This window comes from Sediminimonas sp. (assembly GCF_024637375.1).
Taxonomy (GTDB): domain Bacteria; phylum Pseudomonadota; class Alphaproteobacteria; order Rhodobacterales; family Rhodobacteraceae; genus Sediminimonas.
The window spans coordinates 16,690-43,233 of the sequence record NZ_JAGXFK010000097.1; the positions used below are offsets into that span (position 1 = coordinate 16,690).

The window sequence follows — 26,544 nt, forward strand, 5'->3', positions numbered from 1 at the left end:
CGACAAAGGTGCCCTTGATGACCGAAATCCTGCCCCCCGCCGATACCGCCGTCCCCGACCTGGAGGCCGAGCTGGCCGCCCTTGCGCGGCGCTACCGCCAGGCCGACGGCCCGGCGATGCGGGTTCTGTCGCGCCTCGGCACCCGCGCCGAGACGCTGCTGGAGCGGCTGCCCGATGACCTGCGCGGCGGGCTGAACGGGGTGACGCGGCACGCGCTGACCCGCGCCATGGACGCCGCCCATGACAGCCGCGGCTGGGTCGGCGACCGGCCCGCCTGGGCCAAGACGGCGATGGCGACGGCGCTTGGCGGCCTTGGCGGGGCGGGCGGCCTGCCCGGTGCGATGATCGAGCTGCCGGTGACCACCACGCTGCTCTTGCGCGCGATCCAGGACGTGGCGGCGCAGAACGGATTCGACCCGGCGTCGGAAAGCGTGCGCTTCGACTGTCTCGAGGTGTTCTCGGCCGCCGGCCCGCTGAGCGCGCGCGACGACGGCGCCGACCTGGCGTTCCTGTCGACGCGGCTGGCGCTGCGCGGCGCCGCGGTGCAGGGGGTGATCGCGCGGGTGGCGCCGCGGCTGGCCACGGTGCTGGGCCAGAAGCTGGCGGCGCAGACGGTGCCGGTGCTGGGCGCCATGGCGGGGGCCACGGTGAATTACGCCTTCACCTCTTATTACCAGGACATGGCGCAGGTGCATTTCGGGCTCAGGCGCCTGGCCATCGCCGCCGACCGGCCCCACGCGGCGCTGGTCGAGGAGTTGCGCGCCCGGCTGGCTGCGCAGACGCCGCGCGCTGGCTGAAGGCTCAGACCCCGTTCATCAGGCCCCGTGGGCCGCACGCCCGCTGATCCAGGTGGCGCGCACGGCGCGATCGTCGCCCATCATGATGGTGGGAAAGACCGCCTCCCATAGATCGCGTGCGCGCGCGGCGGCCTGCGCTGTGGCCGGCGTCGAGGCGAGGTCGAGCACCACGATATCCGCCTCCATCCCCGCCGCGAGGTTGCCGATGCGGTCTTGCATGTGCAGCGCCCGCGCCGACCCGCAGGTGGCCAGCCACAACAGTGGCGCCGGGTGCAGCGCGGTGCCCGACAACTGCCCGATCTCGTAGGCCGCGGCCATGGTGCGCAGCATCGAAAAGCTCGACCCGCCGCCGGTATCGGTGGCCAGGCCGAGGTGCTGCCCCTCGGCCACGCGTGCGGCCATGTCGAACAGCCCCGAGCCGATGAAGGCGTTCGAGGTCGGGCAGTGGATCAGCGCCGCGCCGACCTCGGCCAGCCGCGCCCGCTCGCGCCCGCTCAGGTGGATGACATGGCCGTAGAGCCCGCGCGCGCCCAGCAGGCCGTGCGCCTCGTAGACGTCGAGGTAATCGCGCGCCTGCGGATAGAGCGACCTGACCCAGGCGATCTCTTCGGTCTGTTCGCACAGGTGGGTCTGCATCAGGCAATCGGGGTATTCGGCCCACAGCGCGCCAAGCGCCGCCAGTTGTTCGGGCGTCGAGGTGGGCGCGAAGCGCGGCGTGATCGCGTAGGACAGCCGCCCGGTGCCGTGCCATTTTTCAAGCAGCGCCTTGCTGTCGTCATAGGCGGACCGGGCGCTGTCGCACAGCGCGTCGGGCGCGTTGCGGTCCATGCAGGTCTTGCCGGCGACCACGCGCTGCCCGCGTGCCTGCGCCTCGGCCATGAAGGCATCGACGCTGCCCGGGTGCGAGGTGCAGAAGCTGCACACCGTGGTGGTGCCATGGGCGGTGGTCAGGTCGAGGTAGCGCGCCGCGATCCGGGCGGCATGGCCGGGATCGGCGAAACGGGCCTCTTCGGGAAAGGTGTAGGTGGTCAGCCAGTCGATCAGCCGCTTGCCCCAACTGGCGATGATCGCGGTCTGCGGATAGTGGGCGTGGGCGTCGATGAACCCGGCCATGATCAGCGCGTCGCCGTAATCGACGACGCGAGCCCATGGGTGGGCGGCGCGCAGATCGGCGCCGTGCCCGACGGCCGCCACCCGGCCCGCCTCGATCAGGACGCCGCCGGCGCTGTCGTGGCGTGCCGCGCCCGGCCCATCGGTAAATGGGTCGGCGGAATAGCTCAGCGTCTGGCCAAGCAGAAGCGTTGCATCCGTCATGGTCGCCGTCCTCTCATATGCCGTTCTAGTGTGCGCCGGGGCGGGGGTAAATCGCGATGTGGCGTTGTTTTCGTTGTTTCCCGCGGGGGTCTTCCGTTATGAGAAGACCCAGCGGCAGGAGGGTCTGACATGCTTGACGAGCAACACGACGACGACGTGCAGACCGGGCCCGCGGAGGTTGCCGAGGAAGGCGCCTACCGGCTGGACCGGCGCGAGGTTCAGGCGATCCTCGACGCGGTAGAGGCCGGCGATGCCGCGGCGCTGACCGAGTTGATGGCGCCGCTGCACCCGGCCGATATCGCCGACCTTCTGGAGCAACTGGGCAGCGGCGATCGCGCCGGGCTGATCCGCCTCTACGGGCTGGAATTCGACGGTGACATCCTGTCGGAGCTTGACGAAAGCATCCGCGAAGAGGTGATCGGTCAACTGGCGCCCGACGTCCTGGTCGGCGCGGTGCGCGAGTTGGAAAGCGACGATGTCGTCGACCTTCTAGAGGACCTGGAAGAGCCGCGCCACGGCGCGATCCTGGATGCGCTGGAGGATGTCGACCGCGTCGCCGTCGAACAGGCGCTGGCCTACCCGGAATACTCTGCCGGCCGCCTGATGCAACGCGAGGTGGTCGCCGCCCCCGAACACTGGACGGTGGGCGACGCCATCGACTACCTGCGCGGCTCTGACGACTTGCCGGACCAGTTCTACCACATGGTGCTGGTCGATCCGCGCATGCACCCGGTGGGCAACGTGACGCTGGGCAAGATCATGCGCTCGGGGCGCGAGGTGGCGCTGGCCGACATCGTCGAGGAGGTGTTCCGGACCATCCCCGTCACCCAGGACGAGGGCGATGTCGCCTACGCCTTCAACCAGTATCACCTGATCTCGGCGCCAGTGGTGGATGAAGAGGGCCGCCTGGTGGGCGCGATCACCATCGACGACGCCATGTCGGTGCTGGACGAGGAACACGAGGAGGACATCCTGCGCCTTGCCGGTGTCAGCGAAGAGGCCAGCCTTTCCGACACCATTTTCGAGGCCGCGCGCGGACGCGCCCTGTGGCTCTTCGTCAACCTGCTGACGGCGATTCTGGCGTCGCTGGTGATCAACGTGTACGCCGAAACGATCAACCAGATGGTCGCGCTGGCGGTGCTGATGCCGATCGTCGCCTCGATGGGTGGCAACGCCGGCACCCAGACCATGACCGTGGCGGTGCGCGCCATCGCCACGCGCGACCTGACGGCGCAAAACGCCCTGCGCGTTGTCGGCCGCGAGCTTTCGGTGGGGGCGCTCAACGGGGTGGCCTTCGGGCTGCTGATGGCGCTGGTCGCCGGGGTCTGGTTCGGGGTGCCGCTGCTGGCGGTGGTGATCGGTGTGGCGATGCTGCTCACGCAGGTGGCCGCCGCGCTTGGGGGGATCGTGATCCCGATGGCGCTGGAGCGGATGCGCATCGACCCGGCGCTTGCCTCGGGGCCGTTCGTGACCACCATCACCGACGTGGTCGGCTTCTTTGCCTTCCTCGGGCTGGCCTCGGCGGTGCTGTTGTGAGCGCGATGGAGGAAATCAAGGCCGGGGCGCGCCGCGCCGCCTTCGCCCGGCGCAAGGTGGCCCATGCCGCGCTGGGGCCGGACCGGGCCGAGCTCCTGGGCCAGGTTCTGGAGGCGCACCGGGGCCGGCCGCTGGCCGGGTACATGCCGATCCGCACCGAGATCAGCCCGCTTGCGGCGATGGAAAAGGCCGCGCGCCACGGCCCCGTTGGTGTGCCGGTGATCGAATGCCCCGGCCTGCCGCTTCGATTCTCGCGCTGGATGCCGGGCTGCGCGTTGCGCGAGGGGCCGTTCGGGGCGATGGTGCCGGTGGCCGACGACTGGATCGTGCCCGAGGTGGTGATCGTGCCATTGGTCGCCTTCGACCGGCAGGGCGGGCGCCTGGGCTACGGCGGGGGGTTCTACGACCGCACCCTGCAACTGCTGCGCGGCGCCCGGCCCGAGACGCTGGCCATCGGATTCGCCTACAACGCGCAGGAGGCCGACCGCCTGCCGCTGGAGCCCACCGACGAGCCGCTCGACATGGTGGTGACCGAGGACCGGGTGCTGACGTTTTGACACCGGCGCACCGCCCCCTTGCCGGCGCCGGCGATCCGGCATAGCCAAGAGCCATGAGAATTCTGTTTCTGGGTGATGTCATGGGCCGCGCGGGGCGCGCCGCCGTGACCGAGGCGCTGCCGCGCTGGCGCAGCGAATGGCGGCTGGATTTCGTGGTGGTCAACGCCGACAACGCCAGCGGCGGCATGGGCTGCACCGGCGCCCATGCCAAGGCGTTGATCGAGGCCGGGGCGGATTGCCTGACGCTGGGCGATCACTGTTTCGATCAGAAGGACATGTTGCAGGCCGTCGAGGGCGAGGCCCGACTGCTCAGGCCGCTCAATTTTGCCAAGATGGCGCCGGGGCGCGGCGCGCGGGTGTTCAGCGACAGGCGCGGGCGCAAGGTGCTGGTGGCGCATGTGCTGGGAAACGTGTTCATGAGACGCGCTTTCGATGATCCGTTCTCGGCCATCGACGCGGTGTTGCGGGCCCACCCTCTTGGCGGCGCGGTGCAGGCGGCGGTGGTCGATATGCATTGCGAGGCCACCAGCGAGAAGATGGCCATGGGCCATTTCTGCGACGGCCGCGCCAGCGTGGTGGTGGGCACGCATACCCATTGCCCCACGGCGGACGCGCAGATCCTGCCCGGCGGCACGGCGTTTCAGACCGACACCGGCATGTGCGGCGATTACCTGAGCGTGATCGGCATGGACAAGGCCGAGCCGATGCGCCGCTTCGTCGCCGGCATGGGCAAGACGCGGTTCACCCCCGCCATGGGCGAGGTGACGCTGTCGGGGCTGCTGGTGGAGACCGACGACGCCACCGGCAAGGCGCATGACGTGCGCATGATCCGCCAGGGCGGGCGGCTGGAGGAAGCGGCGCCCTGAAGCGTGGGCGCGTCAGAGCGGCCAGACCAGCAGGATCAGCGGCACCGCGACGGCCACGACGATCGCTTCCAGCGGCAGGCCCATGCGCCAGTAATCGGCAAAGCGGTAGCCGCCGGGGCCCATGATCACGGTGTTGTTCTGGTGCCCGATCGGGGTGAGGAAGGCGCAGGACGCCGCCACCGCCACCGCCATCAGGAAAGCGTCGGGGTTGACGCCGAGTTGTTCGGCCACGCGGATGCCCACCGGCGCGGCGATGATCGTGGTGGCATTGTTGTTGAGGATGTCCGACAGCGTCATGGTCACCACCATCAACACCGCCAGGCTGACCCAGGCCGGCAGGCCGGTGGTCAGCGTGGTCAGCCCCGAGGCGATGATCTGCGTGCCGCCGGTGCTGTCGAGTGCCAGCCCCAGCGGGATCATCGAGCCCAGCAGCACGATCACCGGCCAGTCGACATATGAATAAAGCTCTTTCGTGGGCAGGATGCGCGTCAGCACGAACCCCACCACCAGCATGCCGAGCGCCACCGGCATCGCCACGAACCCCGTCGCCGCCGCCACGATTGCAGCGGCGAACAGCACCATCGCCAGCGGTGCCTTCTTGTGATCGGTGATCGGGTGGGCGCGCCCGGCCAGCGGCAGGCAGCCCAGCCAGTCGACCACATGGTCGGCGGTGTCTTCGGGGGCAAGCAGCAGCAGGATGTCGCCGGGCTCGATGGTGGTGCGCCGGGCGCGGTCGTGGATGGTGCGGCCCCGGCGCGAGATGCCCATCAGGATGGTTTGCTGGCGCCAGGCCAGGCCGATCGCCTGCGCGGTGCGCCCGGTGACGCGGCTGTCTTCGCGCGCCACCGCTTCGAGCAGCACCTGGCCCTCGCCGGTGGGCACCCGGGCCTTGTCGCCGGAGGTGCTTTCGGGGAAGGCGAGCCCGGTTTCGCCGCGGAATTCCTCCAGCGCGGCGGGCGTGCCCTCGATCAGCAGGACGTCGCCCGCTTGCAGAACGGCATTACGCGACGGGCCGCGGCGGCGCTTGCCGCCGCGTATCAGCGTCAGGATCGCCACGTCGGCGTCCTCGGCTGCCTCGTCGAGGCTGCCGAGCCGGTCGCCGGCGCGCTTGCTGTCCTCGGGGACCTCGAGCTCGGCGACATAATCCGACAACTCCTCGGCGTAGTCGGTGGCGCTGTCGCGTTCCGGGATCAGCCGCCAGCCGATCAGCGTGACATAGGCCAGCCCCGCCAGCGCCACGCCCAGACCCACCGGGGTGAAATCGAACATGGCGAAGGATTCGCCCAGTTCACGCTGCCGGATCGAGGCGACGATGATGTTGGGCGGCGTGCCGATCATCGTCACCATGCCACCCAGGATGGTGGCGAAAGCCAGCGGCATCAAGGTGCGGCCGGCGGCGCGCTTGGCCTTGCGGGCGGACTGCAGATCGACCGGCATCAGCAGCGCAAGTGCCGCGATGTTGTTGATGAACCCCGACAGGATCGCGCCGAATCCGCCAAGCACGGCGATATGGGCGGGCACGCCGCGTTCGGTATCGGTGAGGTGGCGGGTGACCATCCCGACCGCGCCGGAGCGCGTCAACCCCGCCGAGGCGATGAGCACCATCGCCACGATGACCGTGGCGGGGTGGCCAAACCCGGAAAATGCCCTGTCGGCGGGCACCACGCCCAGCACCACGCCCACCAATAGCGCCCCGAGCGCCACGATGTCGTAGCGCACGCGCCCCCATGCGAAGAGGCCGAACACGGCGACGAAGAGGGCAAACAGGATCGCCTGGTCGGTGGTCATCTGGGCGCCGTCCTTTCCGTGGCTGCGGAGCGGTGTTCACACAGAACCCCACGGCGGGCCGGATGGCAACCACCTTGCGGGCGCCCTTGCAGCGGGCGGGGGCGCCGCGTATATCTCCGCCAGCTTGATACAAGACAACGGAGGCACGCATGGCCGGGCACTCGAAATGGGCCAACATCCAGCACCGCAAGGGCCGGCAGGACGCGGCGCGCTCCAAGCTGTTCTCGAAGCTGTCCAAGGAGATCACCGTCGCCGCCAAGATGGGCGACCCGGACCCCGAGAAGAATCCGCGCCTGCGCATGGCCGTGAAGGAGGCCAAGTCGAACTCGGTCCCCAAGGACGTGATCGAACGCGCGATCAAGAAATCCCAGGCCGGCGATGGCGACGAATACGAGGAAATCCGCTATGAAGGCTACGGGCCGGGCGGCGTGGCGGTGATCGTCGAGGCGATGACCGATAACCGCAACCGCACCGCGTCGTCGGTGCGCTCGACCTTCTCCAAGAACGGCGGCAACATGGGCGAGACCGGCTCGGTCCAGTTCATGTTCGAGCGCAAGGGCGAGGTCGTCTACCCGGCCGAGGCGGGCGATGCCGACACGGTGATGATGGCCGCCATCGAGGCGGGCGCCGAAGACGTGGAAAGCGGCGAGGACGGGCACACGATCTGGTGCGCCGATACCGATCTCAACGATGTCTCGACGGCGCTGGAACAGGAACTGGGCGAATCGGAATCCACCCGGCTGGTGTGGCGTCCGACCACCACCACCGAGATGGACTTCGAGGGTATGCAGAAGCTGATGAAGCTGGTCGAGGCGTTGGACGACGACGACGACGTGCAGCGCGTGACCACCAATTTCGAAGCTTCCGACGAGGTCATGGCGCAGCTTCAGGAGGCATGAGCGGCCGGCCGGAACGGTTGGTACGGTATGGGTGTACGGTTTGCGCCGCAGATCCCGGGGCCGCTCAGATCGTGGTGCGCAGCCGGTAGCCGGCGTGGTAGGTCAGCGCTGCGGCGGTGACCATGCGCGCGCCATCCGACGTTGTCCGGTCGAGCCGCAGCAACGCGGTGCCGGGCGCGCAATCCAGCAACCCGGCCAGGCCCGCGTCGGCGGTGACGGCGCCGAAGGACAGCGTGCCGCTGGCAAACGGTGCGTGGCGCACCAGCCATTCGTTGGCCGAGATGCGCGCGAGATCGGCGTCGAGGACGCCGGGCGCGGCCTCGGGCGCGATCCAGCGATCCTCCAGCACGAAGGGCTGCGCATCGGCGAAGTGCAGCGCGCGCACATGCAGGGCCTGCGCGCCCTCGGGCAAAGCCAGCGCCGCGGCGGTGGCGGCGGGTGGCGCGGCCAGGGCGCGCGACAGCAGCCGGTAGCCATGGTCGCGGCCCTGCGCGGCGATTTCATCACGGATCACCGGGATCTGCAGCACCGCGCGGCGCACCGGGGTGGCGGCGACGCGGGTGCCGGCGCGGCGACGGCGATCCAGCACACCGGCCTCGGCCAGGTCGCGCAGGGCGCGGTTGACGGTGGCACGCGCACAGCCCAGTTCACGCGCCAGGTCGGCCTCGTTGGGGATCATGGTGCCGGGGGGCCAGTCGCGCGCGCGGATGCGGCGCAGCACCTCGGCGCGCACGCCTTGCCATGTGCGGGGGCCCTTGGTGCCTTGTGCGGTTTGCGTCGGGGGGGCGCCGCTCACAGCACATCCTCCAGCCGGCGCAGGGTGGCGCGGTAGTTTTGGGTTATCGCGGTGCGCTCGACATGGGCGCCACCCCTGACAACGTGGCGGCCGGCCGACCAGACATCGACGACCATGCGCGCGTCGCCGCAGGCCATGAAGGTGTCGGCGATGGTGTCTCCGTGGCGCCCGATCAGGTCGGTCGCGCCATCGTCGAGCGCCAGCAGGTCGGCCCATTCGCCCTTGGCGATGACACCGGCACCGCGCCCGGCGGCCTGCGCGCCGCCCGTCGCTGCCATCTCCATGATACGCCGCCCGGTCGAGCGGTCGGCGTCGGCCAGCATCGCCCGCCCGCCGTCGCGCAGGCGTTGCGAATACTCCAGCGCGCGCATTTCTTCGGCCAGCGAGATACGGATGTTGCTGTCGGTGCCGAGCCCCAACCGGCCGCCGGCCTGCGCGTAGGCGACGGCGCCGAAAATGCCGTCGCCGAGGCTGGCCTCGGTGATCGGGCACAGCCCCGCCACGGCGCCCGATTGGGCGATGGTGTCGCGCTCGTCGGGGGTGATTTGGGTGCAGTGGATGAGGCACCAGCGCGCATCCACCGACGCCTGCGTGAAGAGGTATTCGGCCGGGCGCGTGCCGGTGTCGGCCTGCACCTGCTCGACCTCGGCCTGCTGTTCGGCAAGGTGGATGTGCACGGGGCCGTCACCGGCCATCTCGGCGGCGGCCCGCAGGCCGGCATCGGTGACCGCGCGCAGGCTGTGCGGCGCGATCCCCATGACCGCGTCGGAGGGCAGCGCGGCCAGCGCCGGGCGCGCCGCCGCGACCAGCCGCGCGAAGCCGTCCACGTCGTTGCCGAAGCGCACCTGGCCGGGATCGAGCGCCCGGCCATCGCGCCCGCCGACCTGGTAGAGCACCGGCAGAAGTGTCAGCCCGATGCCGGTTTGCGCGGCCGCGGCGCAGATGCGCGCGGCCATCTCTGCGGGGTCGTCATGGGCGCTGCCGTCGCGGGTGTGATGCAGGTAGTGGAACTCGGCCACGGCGGCGAAGCCGGCCTCGAGCATTTCCATCTGGGCGAAGGCGGCTATGGCCTGCACGTCGTCGGGGCTGAGCCGGTCCAGAAAGCGAAACATCAGTTGCCGCCAGGTCCAGAAACTGTCGCGAGGGTCGGGGCCGCGGCGTTCGCTGAGGCCCGCCATGGCGCGCTGAAAGGCGTGGCTGTGCAGGTTGGCCGGTGCCGGCAGCAGCGGCCCCACCCGCAGCGAATTGCCGCCCGCGGCGGGCGGCGTGGCGCCCGGCGTGACGCGGGCGATGCGCCCGTTCGGGGCCATGTCGATGCGCACATCGTCGTGCCAGCCATCTGCAAGCAGCGCGGTCGAGGCGTGGAGACTTTGATTCATGGGTCACTCGGGGCTTGTGTGGTTGAATGCGAATATGTATAGACATAACGACTATAAGCATAGGCTACGCCGGGCTCAATTTCCATGCCGCATGTCCTCCTGACCGATCTTGACGCTGCCACGATGCACGATGGCTATGGCCTGATCAACGATGCGGCTATCGCCATCGAAAACGGGCGCGTCGCCTGGGTCGGGCCGCGGGCCGAGGCGCCCGCGTGGACCGGTGCCACGCGCGCGTTGGGCGGGCGGCTGGTCACGCCGGCGCTGATCGACTGCCATACCCACGTGGTGTTCGGCGGCAACCGCGCGGCCGAGTTCGAGATGCGACTGGAGGGGGCGAGCTACGAAGAGGTGGCGCGCGCCGGTGGCGGCATCCTGTCCACGGTGCACGCCACCCGCGCGGCCAGCGAGGCCGCGCTTCTCGACGCGGCGCTGACGCGCGTCGATGCGATGATCGCCGAGGGCGTGGCGGTGATCGAGGTGAAATCGGGCTACGGGCTGGATATCGACACCGAACTGCGCATGCTGCGCGTGGCACGCCGTATCGCCGATATGCGCCCGGTGCATGTGCGCACCACCTGGCTGGCCGCCCATGCCCTGCCGCCCGAATACGCGGGACGCGCGGATGCCTATATCGACGAGGTTTGCATCGAGGGCTTGCACACGGCGCACGCGGCCGGGTTGGTCGATGCGGTGGACGGGTTCTGCGAATCCATCGCCTTCGACGTGGGCCAGATCGGTCGGGTGTTCGATGCGGCGGCGAGGTTGGGCCTGCCGGTCAAGCTGCATGCCGAGCAGCTCAGCCACTCGGGCGGCACGGCGCTGGCGGCGCGTCACGGGGCGCTGTCGGCCGATCATGTGGAATATGCGACGGCCGAGGACGCCCGCGCGATGGCAGAGGCGGGCACGGTGGCGGTGATCCTGCCCGGTGCCTTCTACACCCTGCGCGAGACGCAAGCGCCGCCCATCGACGCATTCCGCACCGCCGGGGTGCCGATGGCGCTGGCCACCGATTGCAACCCCGGCTCGTCGCCCATGGCCTCGCCGCTCCTGGCGATGAACATGGGCTGCACGCTGTTTCGCATGACGCCCGCCGAGGCGCTGGCCGGCGTCACCCGCGAGGCGGCGCGCGCCCTGGGCCTGGCGGACCACGGTCGCATCACCCCCGGCGCGCGTGCCGACCTGGCGGTGTGGGATGTGGCACACCCCGCCGAGCTGGCCTACCGGATCGGGTTCAACCCGTTGGCAGAGAGGATCTTTGCGAAATGAGCGTGACGGTGCCGGGCGACATGACGCTGGCGCAGATGCGCGCCATCCACCGCGGCGGCGCGATGGCGCCCATCGACGCCGGCGCACAAGCGCAGGTCGAGAGTGCCGCCGCCATGGTTGCGCAGGCGGCAGCGGGCGATGCGGCGGTCTACGGGGTCAACACCGGGTTCGGCAAGTTGGCCTCGGTCAGGATCGCGGCCGAAGACACCGCGCAGTTGCAGCGCAACCTGATCGTGTCGCATTGCTGCGGCGTGGGCGAGGTGCTGGCGCGCGACACCACGCGGCTGATGCTGGCGCTCAAGGCGGTATCACTGGCGCGTGGCGCCTCGGGTGTGCGGTGGGAAGTGATCGCGCTGCTTGAGGGGATGCTGGAACGTGGTGTCACGCCGGTGATCCCGGCGCAGGGGTCGGTGGGGGCCTCGGGCGACCTGGCGCCGCTGGCGCACATGGCCGCGGTGATGATCGGTGACGGCGAGGCGGAACTGGACGGGACGCGCATGCCGGGCGGTGCGGCGTTGGAACGCGCGGGGCTGGTGCCGGTGGTGCTGGGCCCCAAGGAGGGGCTGGCGCTGATCAACGGCACGCAGTTTTCCACCGCCTGCGCGCTGGCGGGGCTGTTCGCAGCCTGGGGGTGCCTGGAGGCGGGGCTGGTGACCGCGGCGCTGTCGACCGACGCGATCATGGGATCGACGGCGCCGCTGCTGCCCGAGATCCACGCGCTGCGCGGGCATGCCGGACAGATAGAGGTGGCCGCCGAGATGCGCGCGCTGATGGCCGGCAGCGAGATCCGCGAAAGCCACCGCGAGGGCGACGCGCGCGTGCAGGACCCGTATTGCATCCGCTGCCAGCCGCAGGTGGCGGGCGCCTGCCTTGATTTGCTGCGCGGCGCCGCGCGCACGCTGTGGATCGAAGCCAACGCCGTCACCGACAACCCGCTGGTGCTGGGGCAGGCGGGGCGGATCGTGTCGGGCGGCAATTTCCATGCCGAGCCGGTGGCATTCGCCGCCGACCAGATCGCGCTGGCGGTGGCGGAGCTGGGCGCGATCGCGCAGCGGCGGGTGGCGATGATGGTCGACCCGGCCCTCAGCCACGACCTGCCGCCGTTCCTGACGCCGGCGCCGGGTCTGAACTCGGGGCTGATGATTGCCGAGGTGACCAGCGCGGCGCTGATGAGCGAAAACAAGCACCTGGCCAACCCGTGCAGCACCGACAGCACGCCGACTTCGGCCAACCAGGAGGACCATGTCAGCATGGCCGCCCACGGCGCGATGCGGCTGGAGCGGATGGGGCGCAACCTGGGCGCGATCGTAGGCGTCGAGCTGCTGGCCGGTGCGCAGGGGGTGGCGTTCCGCGCGCCGCTGGCCACCAGCCCGCGGCTGGCGCGTGCGATCGCGGCGCTGCGCGCGCGGGTGCCGGCGCTGGAGGCCGACCGCGTGCTGGCCCCGGACATCGAGGCGGCGACGGACATGGTGCGCGGCGGCGCGTTGGCCGCCGCGGCGGGCGTGGAGTTGCAGCCGTGAGCGCGGCGCGGACGGCGGCGTCGGGCGGGCAGGGGCGCTGCCCCTCTTGGCTTGCGGCCAATTCACCCCGGGATATTTCGGGCCAGAAGAAACGGGCGCGGGGCAGGCGATGGGGGTGATCGAGGTGACCCGCGGCGACGGGCCCATCGTGCTGGGCCTGCCGCATACTGGCACCGAGGTGCCGGCCGAGGTGTGGGCGGGGCTGAACGAAACGGGCCGGGCGCTGGCCGATACCGACTGGCATGTCGACCGGCTTTATGACGGGTTGCGCGACGACGTGACCACGGTGCGCACGCGGCTGCACCGCTACGCGATCGATGTGAACCGCCCGCCGGACGGGGCGAGCCTTTATCCCGGTCAGGCCACCACGGGGCTGTGCCCGGTGACCGATTTCGACGGGCGGGCGATTTACCGCGAGGGGCAGGCGCCGGACGCGGCCGAGGTGACGCGCCGCCGCGCGGCCTGGCACGCGCCCTACCACGCGGCGCTGGCGGCGGAACTGGGGCGCGTGAAGGCGCGGCACGGGTTGGCAATCCTTTATGATTGCCACTCGATTCGCAGCGTTGTTCCACAGCTCTTCGCCGATCGCTTGCCGGATTTCAATATTGGCACCAATCTATCCACAAGCTGTGCGCCGCTTGTGGAGGAAACGGTGGCCGCGCGGGCGGCCACGGCGCCCGGTTACAGCCATGTCGTCAACGGCCGGTTCCGGGGCGGGTGGACGACACGCAGCCATGGGCGGCCCGCCGAGGGGGTCCATGCCATCCAGATGGAGCTGGCGCAACTCACCTACATGGAAGAGGTGCCGCCATGGCGTTACGATGCGGCCAGAGCGAACGAGTTACGAGTGAATTTGGCGCGTATTCTCAATGATTTGGCCGGTCTTGTTGAGATCGGGTCGTTGCCATGAGCGCGCCGGCGAACCGGTTGTGCGCCGCGGGGTGCCGGCAGTCGATTTCGCATAGTATCAACGCCGGCCGCCGGGCGGTCCGGCAGGACAGCAAGGGAGTGACACCATGACCGACCCGCGCCACAACACCCGCGAGATTCGCCCCGATACCGGCCCCGAGATCACCGCCAAAAGCTGGCTGACCGAGGCGCCGATGCGGATGCTGATGAACAACCTGCACCCCGACGTGGCCGAGAACCCGCACGAGTTGGTGGTCTATGGCGGCATCGGCCGCGCCGCCCGCACCTGGGAGGATTTCGACCGCATCGTGGCGGCGCTCAAGGCGCTGGAGGACGACGAGACGTTGCTGGTGCAGTCGGGCAAGCCGGTAGGGGTGTTTCGCACCCACCGGGACGCGCCACGGGTGTTGATCGCCAATTCCAACCTGGTGCCGCACTGGGCCACCTGGGACCATTTCAGCGAACTCGACCGCAAGGGGCTGATGATGTACGGCCAGATGACCGCCGGGTCGTGGATCTATATCGGCAGCCAGGGCATCGTGCAGGGCACCTACGAGACCTTCGTCGAGGCCGGGCGCCAACACTACGATGGCGACCTGCGTGGCCGATGGATCCTGACCGGGGGGCTGGGCGGCATGGGCGGCGCGCAGCCTTTGGCGGCGGTGATGGCCGGGGCCTGCTGCCTGGCGGTGGAATGCGACGGCGAGCGCGCCGCGTTTCGCAAGCGCACGGGATACGTGGACGAGATCAGTGACAGCCTTGACGAGGCGCTGGCGATGATCGGGCGCTGGACCGCAGCCGGCGAGGCAAAATCGGTGGGCCTGATCGCCAACGCCGCCGACGTCTTCCCCGAATTGGTGCGGCGCGGGGTGCGCCCGGACATCGTCACCGACCAGACCAGCGCCCACGACCCGGTGCACGGCTACCTGCCGCAGGGCTGGAGCGTGGCGGAGTGGCGCGCGGCGCAGGAGCGCGACCCCAAGACGGTGGAGAGCGCCGCCCGCGCCAGCATGCGCGTGCATGTGCAGGCGATGGTCGATTTCTGGAACATGGGCGTGCCAACGCTGGATTACGGCAATAACATCCGGCAGGTGGCGCTGGACGAGGGACTGAAGGATGCCTTTGCCTTTCCCGGTTTCGTGCCGGCCTATATCCGGCCGCTGTTTTGCCGCGGCATCGGCCCGTTCCGGTGGTGCGCGTTGAGTGGCGCGCCGGAAGATATCTACCGCACCGACGAGAAGGTGAAGGAACTGATCGACGACGCGCACCTGCACAACTGGCTGGACATGGCGCGTGAGCGGATCAGCTTTCAGGGCTTGCCGGCGCGCATCTGCTGGGTGGGGCTGGGGCAGCGGCACAAGCTGGGGCTGGCCTTCAACGAGATGGTGCGCAACGGCGAGTTGAGCGCGCCGGTGGTGATCGGGCGCGATCACCTCGACAGCGGATCGGTGGCCAGCCCCAACCGCGAGACCGAGGCGATGAAGGATGGCAGCGACGCGGTCAGCGACTGGCCGCTGCTCAACGCGCTCCTGAACACCGCGAGCGGCGCGACGTGGGTCAGCCTGCACCACGGCGGCGGCGTCGGCATGGGGTTTTCGCAGCATGCGGGCATGGTGATCTGTTGCGACGGAACCGAGGCGGCCGACCGGCGCATCGCCAACGTGTTGTGGAACGACCCTGCGACAGGGGTGATGCGCCATGCCGACGCGGGATATGACATTGCGCTGGATTGCGCGCGCGAACACGGGCTGAACCTGCCCGGCATCCTGGGCTGAGCCGGCCGGAGCCCGCGCACGCGTGCGCTGGCGCGAAGGGGCTGTGCGCCGGCGGCTGACGACAGCGGCGGCACGTTGCGCTAGAATGCCGGGCATGAGTGACGAGCTTGATCTGGACATCCGCACCGGCCTGCCCGCGCATCTGCGGGTGCTGGCCGAGAAATACCCCCGCGCGCAGTGGCGGGGGCATCGCAATTTCAACGATCTGACGGCGTTCTGGCTGGAGCGCCACCTGATGTTTCGCAAGCTGCTGGACAAGCTGGTGGGCGATGCGCAGCAGCAACTGGACGAGGCGCAGCCGCGCTACGGTGCCGAGCTGTCGCGCTACACCGGGTTTTTCCTGGAGCAGTTGCACGGCCATCACATGATCGAGGATCACGCCTACTTCCCGAAGTTCCAGGTCTTTGACAAGCGCCTTCTGCGCGCCTTCGAGGTGCTGGACGCGGATCACCACGCGCTGGATCGCCACATGCAGGAGCTGGCCGACAGCACCAACTCGGTGCTGCAGGCGCTGGGCACCGGCAAGGGCGCGCATGACAGCATCGGTCGACTGCTGTCCGTGCAGGAGCGGTTTCACGGGTTCATGGAGCGCCACCTGAGCGACGAGGAAGAGATCATCGTGCCGGTGGTGCTGGAATACGGTGCCGAAATGGACGCCGACGAAGGCGGGGTTTGATCTGTCTCAAGGCGCTGCGGCGACACGGCGTGCAATGGTTGCGGCCGACGCAGGACAAGGAGAACGCGCAATGACCCATACCCCGCACGAGTTGCAGGAAGAATTCCCCGAACGGGCCGCCCAGATTGCCGAGTTGAAGCAATCGGACGCCCATTTCGCCAAGCTGGCCGAAGAGTATCACGACGTAAACCGTGCCATCCACCGGGCCGAGACCAATGTCGAGCCGGTCGAGGAATTGGCCGAGGTGGAGATGCGCAAGACGCGTGCAGCCCTCAAGGATGAGCTCTACCGGCTGCTGACCGGCTGAGGCCGGGGCGCGGCCGGCCCCCGCGCAGGGGCGCTGCCCCTCTTGGCCTTGCGGCCAATTCACCTCGGGATATTTTCGGCCAGAAGAAACACGGGCGCGTCGCGTCGCGGTCTTCATCTTTCCCCAAATAATCCCGCCGGAGGCATGCGTCCTGGGCGGGGCCGTGCGCCTCAGCCCACCTCGTAGGGCAACACGCCGCGCTGGTTGGGGGTGATCGAGAGGCGCCGCTCCAGCGGTGGCACCGAACGCTGGTGGCACTGGGTGCGCTCGCAGATGCGGCAGGAAATGCCGATCGGCTCGAACGCGCGCGGATTGCTCAGGTCCAGGTCGTCGGCATAGACCAGCGCCCCGGCATGGCGCAACTCGCAGCCAAGCGCGATGGCGAAGCGCCGGGTCGGTGCGCCGAAGCTGCCGCCGGGTTTGGAGACGTCGCGCGCCAGGCTGATATAGCGCACCCCGTCGGGGGTTTCGGCCAGTTGCCGCAGGAAACGGCCCGGCGTCTCGAACGCGCGGTGGACGTTCCACAGCGGGCAGGCGCCGCCAAAGCGGGCGAATTGCAGCCGCGTGGCCGAGTGCCGCTTGGTGATGGTGCCGGCCTGATCGACGCGCACGAAAAAGAACGGCACCCCCTTGGCGCCGGGGCGTTGCAGCGTGGACAGGCGGTGTGCGACCTGTTCGATCGAGGCGCCGAAACGGTGCGCCAGCAATTCGAGGTCGTGGCGGGTGTCCTGCGCGGCGGCCAGGAAGGCGCCGTAGGGCATCAGCGCGGCGCCGGCGAAATAGTTGGACAGCCCGATCTTGGCGATGGCGCGGGCGGCGTCGGACTGGAACCGGGCCAGGTCGAGCGTCGCCTCGATCAGCGGCTCGTGGTCGAGCAGCGCCAGTTGCAGCAGCAACTGGAAGCTGCGGGTTTCCGGCGCCGCGCGCCCCGACAGGGTAAGCACGCGCGCGGTGGCATCGAAGTCGCGCAGGCGGGGGGTGTCGGCGTGGGCAATGCGGATTCCGGCGCGTTTGAGCGTTTCGGCGGCCAGCGATGCGGCGCTTTGGTCCGGCGCGGCGCGGGCGGCGAAATGTTCGGCGGCGCGGTCGACCGCGTCGATGTAGTTGTCGCAGTAGTGGAAGAAATCGCGCACCTCGTCCCAGGGGCTGGGTTGCAGGCGCGAGTCGTCGCGACCAAGCGCCTCGTCGAGCGAGGCGAGGCGTTCGCGGGTCTCGCGGTAGGCGCGGTGCAGATCGAGGAAGGCGCGCGCGAAGGCCGGCGCGTTCGAGGCGGCCAGCCGCAGATCGGCCATCGGCGGCGCGTTGTCGGCGAAGACCGGGTCGGCCATCGCCTCGCGCATGTCCGAGACCAGCCGCGCGCTGTCGCCGCTGCTGAGTTCGGTGACGTCGAAGCCGAATTCCTGCGCCAGCGCCAGCACCACGGTGGTGGAGACGGGGCGGTTGTTGTTCTCCATCTGGTTGAGATAGGGCAGCGACACGCCCAGCTTGGCGGCGAAGTCCTTTTGCGTGAGGCCGAGGCGCTTGCGCGTCTCGCGCAGCTTGGCGCCGGCATAGAGCTTGCGTGTGGCCATCGCGGCAGGTGCCTTTGCAAATGGTGTCGGGCAAGACTGTAAATCTGCAAACCGGCGGCGGCAAGGCGTGCCTGCGCTCAGATTCCCAGCCGCTGTTCGCGGCGCATGACGGCGAGGATCGAGATCACCGACAGCACCGAGGTCAGGAACATGATCCAGATCAGCGGGAACTCGCCGCGGCCGGGCACCAGCAACGCGCCCGCCAGCGCCGAAAGGCCGGCGCCGCCGCCGATCATGATCGCGCCGCCCAGCCCCGATGCGGTACCGGCCAGGTGCGGGCGCACCGACAGCATGCCGGCGGTGGCGTTGGCGATCACCATGCCGTTGCCCAAGCCCACCATCGTCATGAAACCGAAAAACACCAGCGGCCCGGAAAAGCCCGCGTAGGAGAACAGCAGCGACAGCCCCATGCCCGTGGTGCAACTCAACGCGCCCCAAAGCACCATGCGGTTGACCCCCATCCGCGTCGACAATAGCCCGGTGGCCCAGTTGCCCATGAAATACCCGATCGCCGGGGTGGCGAAGTAGAAACCGAGCACGGCAGGGCTGAGGCCGAAGACTTCGCTGCCGACGAAGGGCGCGCCGCCGAGGTAGGCAAAGAACGCCCCCGACCCGAAGGCCGCCGCCAGGCAGTAGCCCCAGAACCGCGGCGCGGTCAGCAGCTCTGGGTATTCCTGGAACTGCTGCGCCAGCGTGTTGGTGCTGGGCGGCGCGGTTTCGCCAAGGTCGCGCCAGGACACCGCCAGCACCAGCAGCCCACAGGCCAGCAGCATCCAGAAATTCGCCGTCCAGCCGAACAGCTCTTCCAAAACGCCGCCGATCGCCGGGCCGATCATCGGCACCACCGCCATCCCCATGGTGACGTAGCCGATCATCGACGCGGCGCGGTCCTGGTCGTAGATGTCGCGCACCACCGCGCGCGACAGCACCATGGTGATGACGACCACCGCCTGGACCATGCGGAAGGCCAGGAACGTCCAGGCGTCGGGGGCCATCAGGCAGCCCAGCGTCGCAAAGCAGAAGACCACCAGCCCCCACAGGATCAGCGGGCGGCGGCCGTACTTGTCCGAGATCGGGCCGATGACCACCTGAAGCACCGCGTTCATGCCCAGATATAACGCCACCGACAGTTGCATCAGCCGGTAGTCGGTATTGAAATAGGCGGCCATGCCCGGCAGCGAGGGCAGGAAGATGTTCATGCTCAGCGCCGAGATCCCGGCAAGCAGAATCAGCGTGGAAATATGCGGTGGGCTGTCGGGGGTCAGGTAACCCGGTGCATGGCGGCGCGTCATGCACTCATGGCTAGGGCGCGGGCGCGGGGAAGTCCATCGGGATGGTGCGAAACATTGCAATTTTGCTATTAGCTAATCTTGTATTTTCCAGAATTTGCAAATTTGCCGGAAATCGTTTTGTGCAAGGCCGCGGGCCTTGTATATGGGCTTCAAACGGAAGGGGACAGCCATGAAAGATATCCTGCAGGAACTGGAAAACCGCCGCGAACAGGCCCGGCTGGGCGGCGGCCAGAAGCGGATCGACGCGCAGCACGAACGTGGCAAGCTGACGGCGCGCGAACGTATCGACCTGCTGCTCGACGAGGGCAGCTTCGAGGAATTCGACATGTTCGTGACCCATCGGTGCACCGATTTCGGCATGGAAAAGCAGCGCCCCTACAGCGATGGCGTGGTCACCGGCTGGGGCACGGTGAACGGGCGCATGATCTATGTCTTCAGCCAGGATTTCACCGTCTTCGGCGGGTCGCTTTCGGCGACCCATGCGCAGAAGATCTGCAAGATCATGGACATGGCCATGCAAAATGGCGCGCCGGTGGTGGGATTGAACGATTCGGGCGGCGCCCGCATCCAGGAGGGCGTCGACAGCCTCGCGGGCTATGCCGAGGTGTTCCAGCGCAATATCGAAGCCTCGGGCGTGATCCCGCAGATCAGCGTCATCATGGGCCCGTGCGCGGGTGGCGCGGTCTATTCGCCGGCGATGACCGATTTCATCTTCATGGTGCGCGACAGCTCGTACATGTTCGTGACTGGGCCGGACGTCGTCAAGACGGTGACCAACGAGGTGGTCACCGCAGAGGAGCTGGGCGGCGCCGGCACCCACACCAGGAAAAGCTCGGTCGCCGACGGGGCTTTTGACAACGATGTCGAGGCGCTGGCCGAGGTGCGCCGCCTGATCGACCTGTTGCCGCTCAACAACCAGGCCAAGCCGCCGGTGCGCCCCTTCTTCGATGACCCCGAGCGTATCGAGCCCAGTCTCGACACGCTGATCCCCGACAACCCCAACATGCCCTACGACATGAAGGAGTTGATCCTCAAGACCGCCGACGAGGCCGATTTCTACGAGATCCAGGCGGATTTCGCCGCCAATATCATCACCGGGTTCATCCGGCTGGAGGGGCGCACCGTGGGCGTGGTGGCCAACCAGCCGATGGTGCTGGCGGGGGTGCTGGACATCGACAGCTCGCGCAAGGCGGCGCGGTTCGTGCGCTTTTGCGACGCCTTCGAGATACCGATCCTGACCTTCGTGGACGTGCCCGGATTCCTGCCCGGCACGGCGCAGGAATATGGCGGCGTCATCAAGCACGGCGCCAAGCTGTTGTTCGCCTATGGCGAGGCCACGGTGCCCAAGGTGACGGTGATCACCCGCAAGGCCTATGGCGGGGCCTATGACGTGATGGCCTCCAAGCACCTGCGCGGCGATTTCAACTATGCCTGGCCCACCGCCGAGATCGCGGTGATGGGCGCCAAGGGCGCGACCGAGATCATCCACCGCGCCGATTTGGGCGACGAGGAAAAGATCGCCGCCCATACCCGCGATTACGAGGCGCGTTTCGCCAACCCCTTCGTCGCCGCCGAGCGCGGTTTCATCGACGAGGTGATCCAGCCGCGCAGCACCCGCAAGCGGGTGGCGCGTGCTTTTGCCTCGCTCAGGGGCAAGAAGCTGAGCAACCCGTGGAAGAAACACGACAACATCCCGCTGTGAGCGGCTTGGCGGACGGGGCGCATCTGGGGGCGAATATGGCGCGACCACGACATATTGCGACGCGAAGGGCGTGCGACAGGCCGGGTGCGGCTTTGGCGTCACAGGCGCGCCAACTGCGCGCCGGGGCATGTATTTTGCGGCCCCGTTGCGGTATGATCACATCGGGGTGTGCCTTGTCGGGCATGGCCTTGCCAACTGGGCAGGTGGGGGGCGCTGGCCCTGTATCGCCCGCAAGAAAAACAGACAGGAGTAACACATGTCGAACAGTATCAGGGGCATTATGGCGCTTTTCTTCGTCGGCGTTGTCGGCGCTTGCGCGCAGCCCACACAGGAAGAATACATCGTGGTCGAGCCCGAGCCGATCTCGACCGAGCCGACCTACACCGGCAAGTACAAGTAACCGCACGTCGGGGCGGGCCATGGCGCCCGCCCCGCGACCGGCACGCACCGGGCCGCGCGCCGCTGGGCGCCGGGCGGAGGGCGTGCCATGCTGAAACACCGCGGCTTTCCCGGGCGCCTGCCCGGTACCGATTTCCAGTTCACCGTCCGGCGCGCCAACCCGAAGGGCGCCACACCGCTGAAGGCGCGGGTGCGTCACGCCGACCGGCGCCCGGCCGACCGCATGGCCGACGCGGCCTTTCTGGAGGCGCTGTGGGATCATTTCGGCGAAGAGCCCTTTGTGCGCGGCAACCTCGATGCGGGGCGCCTTGGCTGGCTGTTCGGGCGCGAGGTGGTGCCGGCGGAAGACCCGTTCGACTCCGAGAGTTATGACGCGCTGTTGCGCATCGACACGGACGTGGCGCGCGCCGCCTTTCCCGAGGTGTTCGGGCCATGACCGGCATTTTTTCGCCCACGCCCCCCCACCCGAATGAGCGGAGCGCCGCCCAATGGGCCGCGCGCGTGCGGCGCGGCTTGGCAGCCGCGCTGGGCCGCGTCATGGTGGCAGACGTGGGCACGACAGGCCCCGCGTATGCGGGCCGTTGTACGGAGACGGCCCGGAACCCATACCCTTCCCCTGCTGGATGGGCGCGTCACGGTGGTGACGGCCCATCCTTTTTTTACGGGCGCCCGCGCAGCTATGCGCGTTCCCATCGGGGGCGGGATGTGGCATCATGGATGGGCAATCAACATCCCAATTCAGAGGATCGAGCAGAATGCGAAAAGCGATACTTGGCACCGGGGTCGTCGCCTTGGTGGCGTTGGCCGGATGCGGGCAGAGCACGGGCGAACAGGCGCTGCTGGGCGCCGGTGGCGGCGCGGGGGCGTCGGTGCTGCTTAGTGGCAACGTGGTGGCCGGCGCGCTGGTCGGTGCAGCGGGCAACGTGCTTTACTGCGACCGCTTCCCGTCGCGCTGCAACTGAGCCGGGAGCGCAGGCAAGAAGCGCGCCGCCGCGCGAGGGCGCGGCGGCGGCAAGGGCGGCTGCGGGCCGCTCAGAAATTGAATTGCACCATCGTCTGTACGCCACCGGCGCCGAAGGTATAGCGCGCCTGTGTCTGGCGCGCAAAGGCGACACCGGCGGTGCCGTTGACATCGGCCGTCGCGTGCAGCGTGTGCAATGGCATGAAAGTGCTCCAGGTCTGGCCGACGGTCAGCCCGCCGAGTTCGCCGCAAGCGTGAAGCAGGCGGAAGGTGGCGTTGCCCGAGCCGAAGAAATCGCCCCCGAACCGGAAGCCCAGATCACCCATACTGGTGCCGGTGTTTGGTCTCATGTCGCTGTTTCCTCTTTGGTGTCACGCGGGGGACAATGGCCCCTCGCGCGAAGTGTCGGGGACGACACTGGCAGGGCTGGCGACCATGTGTACCTCACGAACCCGTGCATGAGGGTTTTGTGTAAGGTTTTGAAAGAAAGCCGAAATTCACACGAATGTGAAACGCCCCCGACCGGGCGTGCAGCGCGGCCGGCGCCGGGCCGCGCTGCCGCAGGGCAAGGAAAGGAAGAAGGTTGATGTTCAAGAAAATCCTGATCGCGAACCGTGGCGAGATCGCCTGCCGGGTCATCAAGTCCGCCCGTCGAATGGGTATCGCGACGGTCGCGATCTATTCCGATGCCGACAAGGGCGCGCTGCACGTCGCCATGGCCGACGAGGCGGTGCACATCGGCCCCGCGCCGGCGTCCGAGTCCTACATCGTCATCGACAAGGTGATGCAGGCGGTGCGCGATACCGGCGCCGAGGCGGTGCATCCCGGCTACGGTTTCCTGTCGGAAAACCCGAAATTCGCCGAGGCGCTGGAGGCCGAGGGCGTGGCCTTCATCGGGCCGCCCAAGGGCGCGATCGAGGCGATGGGCGACAAGATCACCTCGAAAAAGCTGGCGCAGGAGGCGGGCGTGAGCACCGTGCCCGGCGTCATGGGCCTGATCGAGGATGCAGAAGAGGCGGTGAAGATCAGCCGCGAGATCGGCTATCCGGTGATGATCAAGGCGTCGGCGGGCGGCGGCGGCAAGGGGATGCGCATCGCCTGGGACGACGACGAGGCGCGCGAGGGGTTCCAGAGTTCGAAGAACGAGGCGGCGTCGTCTTTCGGCGACGACCGCATCTTCATCGAGAAATTCGTCACCCAACCGCGCCATATCGAGATCCAGGTGCTGTGCGACAAGCACGGGAACGGCGTCTATTTGCACGAGCGCGAATGCTCGATCCAGCGGCGCAACCAGAAGGTGATCGAAGAGGCCCCCAGCCCGTTCCTGGATGCGCAGACCCGCAAGGCCATGGGCGAACAGGCGCTGGCGCTGTCCCACGCCGTGGACTACGCCAGCGCCGGCACGGTGGAATTCATCGTCGACGGCGACCGCAACTTCTTTTTCCTGGAAATGAACACGCGGCTGCAGGTCGAACACCCGGTGACCGAACTGATCACCGGGGTCGACCTGGTCGAACAGATGATCCGCGTCGCCGCCGGTGAAAAGCTGCCCTTCACGCAGGACGACATCGCGCTTGACGGCTGGGCCATCGAAAGCCGCCTTTACGCCGAAGACCCCTATCGCGGGTTCCTGCCGTCGATCGGGCGTCTGACGCGCTATCGCCCGCCGCAGGAAACCGTGGCCGATACCGCCAAGGTGCGCAACGACACCGGCGTCTACGAGGGCGGCGAGATTTCCATGTACTACGACCCGATGATCGCCAAGCTGTGCACCTGGGCGCCGACCCGCGCGCAGGCGATCGAGGAAATGCGCGTGGCGCTGGATTCGTTCGAGGTCGAAGGCATCGGCCACAACCTGCCGTTCCTCAGCGCGGTGATGGATCATCCCAAGTTCGTCGCCGGCGAAATGACCACCGCTTTCATCGCCGAGGAATACCCCGACGGGTTCGACGGCGTGACCCTGCCCGAGGACGCCCTGCGCCGCATCGCGGCGGCGGCGGCGGCGATGCACCGCGTGGGCGAGATACGCCGCGCGCGCATTTCGGGTCGGATGGACAACCACGAACGCCATGTCGGGCGCGACTGGGTGGTGTCGTTGCAGGGCGAGGATTTCGAGGTCACCATCGACGCCGACCAGGGCGGCGCCAGCGTGCGCTTTGCCGATGGTGCCGAGATGCGCGTGACCAGCGACTGGACGCCGGGCAAGCCGCTGGCGGTGCTCGACGTGGACGGCAGCCCGCTGGTGCTGAAGGTCGGCAAGATCTCGGGCGGGTTCCGCATCCGCACCCGCGGGGCAGATCTGAAATGCCATGTGCGCACGCCCCGTCAGGCGGAGCTGGCGGCACTGATGCCCGAGAAGGAGGCGGCCGACACCTCGAAGATGCTGCTGTGCCCGATGCCCGGCCTGATCGTCAAGATCAACGTGGCCGAGGGCGAAGAGGTGCAGCTGGGGCAGGCGCTGTGCACGGTCGAGGCGATGAAGATGGAAAATATCCTGCGCGCCGAGCGCAAGGGCACCGTCACCAAGATCAACGCCGGGCCGGGCGACAGCCTGGGCGTTGACGAGGTCATCATGGAGTTCGAGTGAGGCGATGACCGCACTAGGCGCACCGGCAGTGGCGCGGGGGGTGGCACGGCAAGGCCGTCGTCACTCCTTGCCCAGGGCCTCGCGGATTTCCTGCTGGCGGATCGGCCATTTGTCGATGCTGCGGCGAATTTCGCGCATGTCCCACGGCGCCGGCTTGCGCAGCTTGACCTGCCCGTCCTTGCCGATCAGCACCAGCCCGAAATCGCGTGGGCGCAGTTTCTGGCGCACGGACGAATTTGACTCGGGGTCGGTGTCGGTCAGAACGACCACGTCGCGAACCAGAAGGGCGGGCACGTCATCGCGCAGCTTGTCCATCTGTTGCTTGAAGCTCGGATCAAGCGGGCTGTCGGCGAACACCACGATCAGGCGGTTTTCCCACTTGAACTGCTCCAGTTCGACATCGCCCGCTTCCATCAGGGGCAACTCGGGGCTGTCGCCGGCATCCTCCTCGGCCGCCAGCGCGGGCGAGATGGACAAAACGAAAAACAACGCGGCGACAAGGCTGAATGCAGATTTCATGGCCCCTCCTTATCCCGCAGATATAGGCGCTTTGATAGCGAAAGCGAATGGTCATTCGCGCCAACCCGCAGAGATTTTTGCGCCGCGCCAAGGTGCGCGCGCCCAGATGAAAGGACCAGCACGATGAGCGAAACCAAGGACGACTGGCGCGCCCGCGCCGAGAAAGAATTGCGCGGCCGCCCCCTGGACAGCTTGACCTGGAAGACCCTGGAAGGGATCGAGGTGCAGCCGCTCTACACCGCCGAGGATGTCGAGGGCCTGCCGCACCTGGGCAGCCTGCCGGGCTTTGCCCCGTTCACGCGCGGCCCGCGCGCCACGATGTACACCGGACGGCCGTGGACGATCCGGCAATATGCGGGGTTTTCGACGGCCGAGGAATCCAACGCCTTTTATCGCCGTGCGCTGGCGGCGGGGCAGCAGGGGGTTTCGGTGGCCTTCGACCTGGCCACCCACCGCGGCTATGACAGCGATCACGAGCGCGTTGTGGGCGATGTCGGCAAGGCGGGCGTGGCCATCGACAGCGTCGAGGACATGAAGATCCTGTTTGACCGCATCCCGCTGGATCAGGTCAGCGTGTCGATGACCATGAACGGCGCGGTGATCCCGGTGCTGGCCAGTTTCATCGTCGCGGGCGAGGAGCAGGGCATGGAGCGCGCGCAACTGTCGGGCACCATTCAAAATGACATTCTCAAGGAATTCATGGTGCGCAACACCTATATCTATCCGCCCGAGCCCAGCATGCGCATCATCAGCGACATCATCGAGTACACCGCCAACGAGATGCCGCGCTTCAACTCGATCTCGATCTCGGGCTACCACATGCAGGAGGCCGGCGCGAACCTGGTGCAGGAACTGGCCTACACGCTGGCCGACGGGCGCGAATACGTGCGCGCGGCGATTCAAGCGGGCATGGACGTGGACCGCTTTGCCGGGCGGTTGTCGTTCTTCTTCGCCATCGGCATGAACTTCTTCATGGAGGCGGCCAAGCTGCGCGCCGCGCGGCTGTTGTGGCACCGCATCATGACCGAGTTCGACGCGCAGGAGGACCGCTCGAAGATGCTGCGCACGCATTGCCAGACATCCGGCGTGTCGCTGGCCGAGCAGGACCCTTACAACAACGTGGTG

The 26,544-nt window shown here is 68.3% G+C and carries 25 protein-coding genes; 17 read left to right on the plus strand and 8 right to left on the minus strand.

Annotated features, from left to right (window positions below; all coding sequences use genetic code 11):
- The first annotated feature begins 17 nt into the window (after positions 1-17).
- Positions 18-797, plus strand: coding sequence for an EcsC family protein (locus Q0L89_RS14920; protein WP_296766712.1), 780 nt, complete (start codon positions 18-20; stop codon positions 795-797).
- Positions 798-815: 18 nt separating this feature from the next.
- Here the strand turns inward: Q0L89_RS14920 and guaD are convergent, their stop codons facing one another.
- Positions 816-2,111, minus strand: coding sequence for a guanine deaminase (gene guaD, locus Q0L89_RS14925; protein ID WP_296766714.1), 1,296 nt, complete (start codon positions 2,109-2,111; stop codon positions 816-818).
- Between the two features lie 129 nt (positions 2,112-2,240).
- On the opposite strand from guaD, the gene mgtE reads away from it, so the two are divergent.
- Genes mgtE through Q0L89_RS14940 form a run of 3 tightly spaced genes read left to right on the plus strand, consistent with a single transcriptional unit; the run spans position 2,241 to position 5,070 of the window.
- Positions 2,241-3,647: a magnesium transporter gene (gene mgtE, locus Q0L89_RS14930; RefSeq protein WP_296766716.1), complete on the plus strand. Its 1,407-nt coding sequence runs from the start codon at positions 2,241-2,243 to the stop codon at positions 3,645-3,647.
- Positions 3,644-4,204 (plus strand): 5-formyltetrahydrofolate cyclo-ligase, encoded by a 561-nt coding sequence (locus Q0L89_RS14935; protein ID WP_296766717.1) that lies wholly within the window; start codon positions 3,644-3,646, stop codon positions 4,202-4,204. Before mgtE ends, Q0L89_RS14935 begins: the two co-directional genes overlap by 4 nt.
- Before the next feature lie 53 nt (positions 4,205-4,257).
- The gene (locus tag Q0L89_RS14940) at positions 4,258-5,070 is read left to right on the plus strand and encodes a TIGR00282 family metallophosphoesterase (RefSeq protein WP_296766719.1); all 813 of its coding nucleotides are present in this window, start codon (positions 4,258-4,260) and stop codon (positions 5,068-5,070) included.
- Between the two features lie 12 nt (positions 5,071-5,082).
- Here the strand turns inward: Q0L89_RS14940 and Q0L89_RS14945 are convergent, their stop codons facing one another.
- Positions 5,083-6,858: an SLC13 family permease gene (locus tag Q0L89_RS14945; RefSeq protein WP_296766720.1), complete on the minus strand. Its 1,776-nt coding sequence runs from the start codon at positions 6,856-6,858 to the stop codon at positions 5,083-5,085.
- A gap of 149 nt (positions 6,859-7,007) precedes the next feature.
- On the opposite strand from Q0L89_RS14945, the gene Q0L89_RS14950 reads away from it, so the two are divergent.
- Positions 7,008-7,757 (plus strand): YebC/PmpR family DNA-binding transcriptional regulator, encoded by a 750-nt coding sequence (locus Q0L89_RS14950; protein WP_296766723.1) that lies wholly within the window; start codon positions 7,008-7,010, stop codon positions 7,755-7,757.
- A 64-nt stretch (positions 7,758-7,821) separates the two neighbouring features.
- Here Q0L89_RS14950 and Q0L89_RS14955 read toward each other — a convergent pair whose 3' ends face one another.
- Positions 7,822-8,553 (minus strand): GntR family transcriptional regulator, encoded by a 732-nt coding sequence (locus Q0L89_RS14955; protein ID WP_296766725.1) that lies wholly within the window; start codon positions 8,551-8,553, stop codon positions 7,822-7,824.
- Positions 8,550-9,932: a formimidoylglutamate deiminase gene (locus Q0L89_RS14960; protein WP_296766727.1), complete on the minus strand. Its 1,383-nt coding sequence runs from the start codon at positions 9,930-9,932 to the stop codon at positions 8,550-8,552. The genes Q0L89_RS14955 and Q0L89_RS14960 overlap by 4 nt, the downstream gene beginning before the upstream one ends.
- Before the next feature lie 123 nt (positions 9,933-10,055).
- On the opposite strand from Q0L89_RS14960, the gene hutI reads away from it, so the two are divergent.
- The 6 genes from hutI to Q0L89_RS14990 all read left to right on the plus strand — a co-directional run bounded on the left by hutI (position 10,056) and on the right by Q0L89_RS14990 (position 16,388).
- The gene (hutI, locus tag Q0L89_RS14965; RefSeq protein WP_296766757.1) at positions 10,056-11,201 is read left to right on the plus strand and encodes an imidazolonepropionase; all 1,146 of its coding nucleotides are present in this window, start codon (positions 10,056-10,058) and stop codon (positions 11,199-11,201) included.
- A complete protein-coding gene (gene hutH, locus Q0L89_RS14970; RefSeq protein WP_296766728.1) occupies positions 11,198-12,721 on the plus strand; it encodes a histidine ammonia-lyase in 1,524 nt (507 codons plus the stop codon). Before hutI ends, hutH begins: the two co-directional genes overlap by 4 nt.
- 115 nt (positions 12,722-12,836) lie before the next feature.
- Positions 12,837-13,631: an N-formylglutamate deformylase gene (hutG, locus tag Q0L89_RS14975; protein WP_296766760.1), complete on the plus strand. Its 795-nt coding sequence runs from the start codon at positions 12,837-12,839 to the stop codon at positions 13,629-13,631.
- Positions 13,632-13,737: 106 nt separating this feature from the next.
- On the plus strand, positions 13,738-15,405 hold the full coding sequence (hutU, locus tag Q0L89_RS14980; protein WP_296766730.1) for a urocanate hydratase: 1,668 nt from the start codon (positions 13,738-13,740) through the stop codon (positions 15,403-15,405).
- A gap of 94 nt (positions 15,406-15,499) precedes the next feature.
- Complete coding sequence (locus Q0L89_RS14985; protein ID WP_296766731.1) at positions 15,500-16,081, plus strand: hemerythrin domain-containing protein; 582 nt, start codon at positions 15,500-15,502, stop codon at positions 16,079-16,081.
- Between the two features lie 70 nt (positions 16,082-16,151).
- Entirely contained in the window at positions 16,152-16,388 is a 237-nt protein-coding gene (locus Q0L89_RS14990) for a DUF465 domain-containing protein (protein WP_296766733.1), read from the plus strand.
- A 170-nt stretch (positions 16,389-16,558) separates the two neighbouring features.
- Here Q0L89_RS14990 and Q0L89_RS14995 read toward each other — a convergent pair whose 3' ends face one another.
- Both Q0L89_RS14995 and Q0L89_RS15000 read right to left on the minus strand, forming a co-directional pair.
- Complete coding sequence (locus Q0L89_RS14995; RefSeq protein WP_296766734.1) at positions 16,559-17,959, minus strand: short-chain fatty acyl-CoA regulator family protein; 1,401 nt, start codon at positions 17,957-17,959, stop codon at positions 16,559-16,561.
- Positions 17,960-18,036: 77 nt separating this feature from the next.
- A complete protein-coding gene (locus Q0L89_RS15000; RefSeq protein ID WP_296766736.1) occupies positions 18,037-19,251 on the minus strand; it encodes a multidrug effflux MFS transporter in 1,215 nt (404 codons plus the stop codon).
- Between the two features lie 169 nt (positions 19,252-19,420).
- Between Q0L89_RS15000 and Q0L89_RS15005 the strand changes: the two genes are divergently transcribed.
- The 4 genes from Q0L89_RS15005 to Q0L89_RS15020 all read left to right on the plus strand — a co-directional run bounded on the left by Q0L89_RS15005 (position 19,421) and on the right by Q0L89_RS15020 (position 22,314).
- Complete coding sequence (locus Q0L89_RS15005; RefSeq protein ID WP_296766738.1) at positions 19,421-20,953, plus strand: acyl-CoA carboxylase subunit beta; 1,533 nt, start codon at positions 19,421-19,423, stop codon at positions 20,951-20,953.
- A 256-nt stretch (positions 20,954-21,209) separates the two neighbouring features.
- Positions 21,210-21,353 (plus strand): hypothetical protein, encoded by a 144-nt coding sequence (locus Q0L89_RS15010; RefSeq protein ID WP_296766740.1) that lies wholly within the window; start codon positions 21,210-21,212, stop codon positions 21,351-21,353.
- 87 nt (positions 21,354-21,440) lie between these two features.
- Positions 21,441-21,788, plus strand: coding sequence for a hypothetical protein (locus tag Q0L89_RS15015; protein ID WP_296766743.1), 348 nt, complete (start codon positions 21,441-21,443; stop codon positions 21,786-21,788).
- 319 nt (positions 21,789-22,107) lie between these two features.
- Positions 22,108-22,314: a hypothetical protein gene (locus Q0L89_RS15020; RefSeq protein ID WP_296766745.1), complete on the plus strand. Its 207-nt coding sequence runs from the start codon at positions 22,108-22,110 to the stop codon at positions 22,312-22,314.
- Positions 22,315-22,384: 70 nt separating this feature from the next.
- On the opposite strand, the gene Q0L89_RS15025 is transcribed toward Q0L89_RS15020, so the two are convergent.
- Positions 22,385-22,663: a DcaP family trimeric outer membrane transporter gene (locus Q0L89_RS15025; protein WP_296766748.1), complete on the minus strand. Its 279-nt coding sequence runs from the start codon at positions 22,661-22,663 to the stop codon at positions 22,385-22,387.
- A gap of 236 nt (positions 22,664-22,899) precedes the next feature.
- On the opposite strand from Q0L89_RS15025, the gene Q0L89_RS15030 reads away from it, so the two are divergent.
- Positions 22,900-24,900, plus strand: coding sequence for an acetyl/propionyl/methylcrotonyl-CoA carboxylase subunit alpha (locus Q0L89_RS15030; RefSeq protein ID WP_296766751.1), 2,001 nt, complete (start codon positions 22,900-22,902; stop codon positions 24,898-24,900).
- A 60-nt stretch (positions 24,901-24,960) separates the two neighbouring features.
- On the opposite strand, the gene Q0L89_RS15035 is transcribed toward Q0L89_RS15030, so the two are convergent.
- Positions 24,961-25,419, minus strand: coding sequence for a DUF4174 domain-containing protein (locus Q0L89_RS15035; RefSeq protein ID WP_296766753.1), 459 nt, complete (start codon positions 25,417-25,419; stop codon positions 24,961-24,963).
- Positions 25,420-25,542: 123 nt separating this feature from the next.
- On the opposite strand from Q0L89_RS15035, the gene Q0L89_RS15040 reads away from it, so the two are divergent.
- On the plus strand, positions 25,543-26,544 hold a 1,002-nt coding region (locus Q0L89_RS15040; RefSeq protein WP_296766755.1), incomplete at its 3' end, for a methylmalonyl-CoA mutase family protein.

What these genes read in the sequence shown, in the direction of transcription:
- Q0L89_RS14920 (WP_296766712.1), top strand. Translation starts at nt 18, where the DNA reads ATGACCGAAATCCTGCCCCCCGCCGATACCGCCGTCCCCGACCTGGAG.
- guaD (WP_296766714.1), bottom strand. Translation starts at nt 2,111, where the DNA reads ATGACGGATGCAACGCTTCTGCTTGGCCAGACGCTGAGCTATTCCGCC.
- mgtE (WP_296766716.1), top strand. Translation starts at nt 2,241, where the DNA reads ATGCTTGACGAGCAACACGACGACGACGTGCAGACCGGGCCCGCGGAG.
- Q0L89_RS14940 (WP_296766719.1), top strand. Translation starts at nt 4,258, where the DNA reads ATGAGAATTCTGTTTCTGGGTGATGTCATGGGCCGCGCGGGGCGCGCC.
- Q0L89_RS14945 (WP_296766720.1), bottom strand. Translation starts at nt 6,858, where the DNA reads ATGACCACCGACCAGGCGATCCTGTTTGCCCTCTTCGTCGCCGTGTTC.
- Q0L89_RS14950 (WP_296766723.1), top strand. Translation starts at nt 7,008, where the DNA reads ATGGCCGGGCACTCGAAATGGGCCAACATCCAGCACCGCAAGGGCCGG.
- Q0L89_RS14960 (WP_296766727.1), bottom strand. Translation starts at nt 9,932, where the DNA reads ATGAATCAAAGTCTCCACGCCTCGACCGCGCTGCTTGCAGATGGCTGG.
- hutI (WP_296766757.1), top strand. Translation starts at nt 10,056, where the DNA reads ATGCACGATGGCTATGGCCTGATCAACGATGCGGCTATCGCCATCGAA.
- hutH (WP_296766728.1), top strand. Translation starts at nt 11,198, where the DNA reads ATGAGCGTGACGGTGCCGGGCGACATGACGCTGGCGCAGATGCGCGCC.
- hutU (WP_296766730.1), top strand. Translation starts at nt 13,738, where the DNA reads ATGACCGACCCGCGCCACAACACCCGCGAGATTCGCCCCGATACCGGC.
- Q0L89_RS14985 (WP_296766731.1), top strand. Translation starts at nt 15,500, where the DNA reads ATGAGTGACGAGCTTGATCTGGACATCCGCACCGGCCTGCCCGCGCAT.
- Q0L89_RS14990 (WP_296766733.1), top strand. Translation starts at nt 16,152, where the DNA reads ATGACCCATACCCCGCACGAGTTGCAGGAAGAATTCCCCGAACGGGCC.
- Q0L89_RS14995 (WP_296766734.1), bottom strand. Translation starts at nt 17,959, where the DNA reads ATGGCCACACGCAAGCTCTATGCCGGCGCCAAGCTGCGCGAGACGCGC.
- Q0L89_RS15000 (WP_296766736.1), bottom strand. Translation starts at nt 19,251, where the DNA reads ATGACGCGCCGCCATGCACCGGGTTACCTGACCCCCGACAGCCCACCG.
- Q0L89_RS15005 (WP_296766738.1), top strand. Translation starts at nt 19,421, where the DNA reads ATGAAAGATATCCTGCAGGAACTGGAAAACCGCCGCGAACAGGCCCGG.
- Q0L89_RS15010 (WP_296766740.1), top strand. Translation starts at nt 21,210, where the DNA reads ATGTCGAACAGTATCAGGGGCATTATGGCGCTTTTCTTCGTCGGCGTT.
- Q0L89_RS15015 (WP_296766743.1), top strand. Translation starts at nt 21,441, where the DNA reads ATGCTGAAACACCGCGGCTTTCCCGGGCGCCTGCCCGGTACCGATTTC.
- Q0L89_RS15020 (WP_296766745.1), top strand. Translation starts at nt 22,108, where the DNA reads ATGCGAAAAGCGATACTTGGCACCGGGGTCGTCGCCTTGGTGGCGTTG.
- Q0L89_RS15025 (WP_296766748.1), bottom strand. Translation starts at nt 22,663, where the DNA reads ATGAGACCAAACACCGGCACCAGTATGGGTGATCTGGGCTTCCGGTTC.
- Q0L89_RS15030 (WP_296766751.1), top strand. Translation starts at nt 22,900, where the DNA reads ATGTTCAAGAAAATCCTGATCGCGAACCGTGGCGAGATCGCCTGCCGG.
- Q0L89_RS15035 (WP_296766753.1), bottom strand. Translation starts at nt 25,419, where the DNA reads ATGAAATCTGCATTCAGCCTTGTCGCCGCGTTGTTTTTCGTTTTGTCC.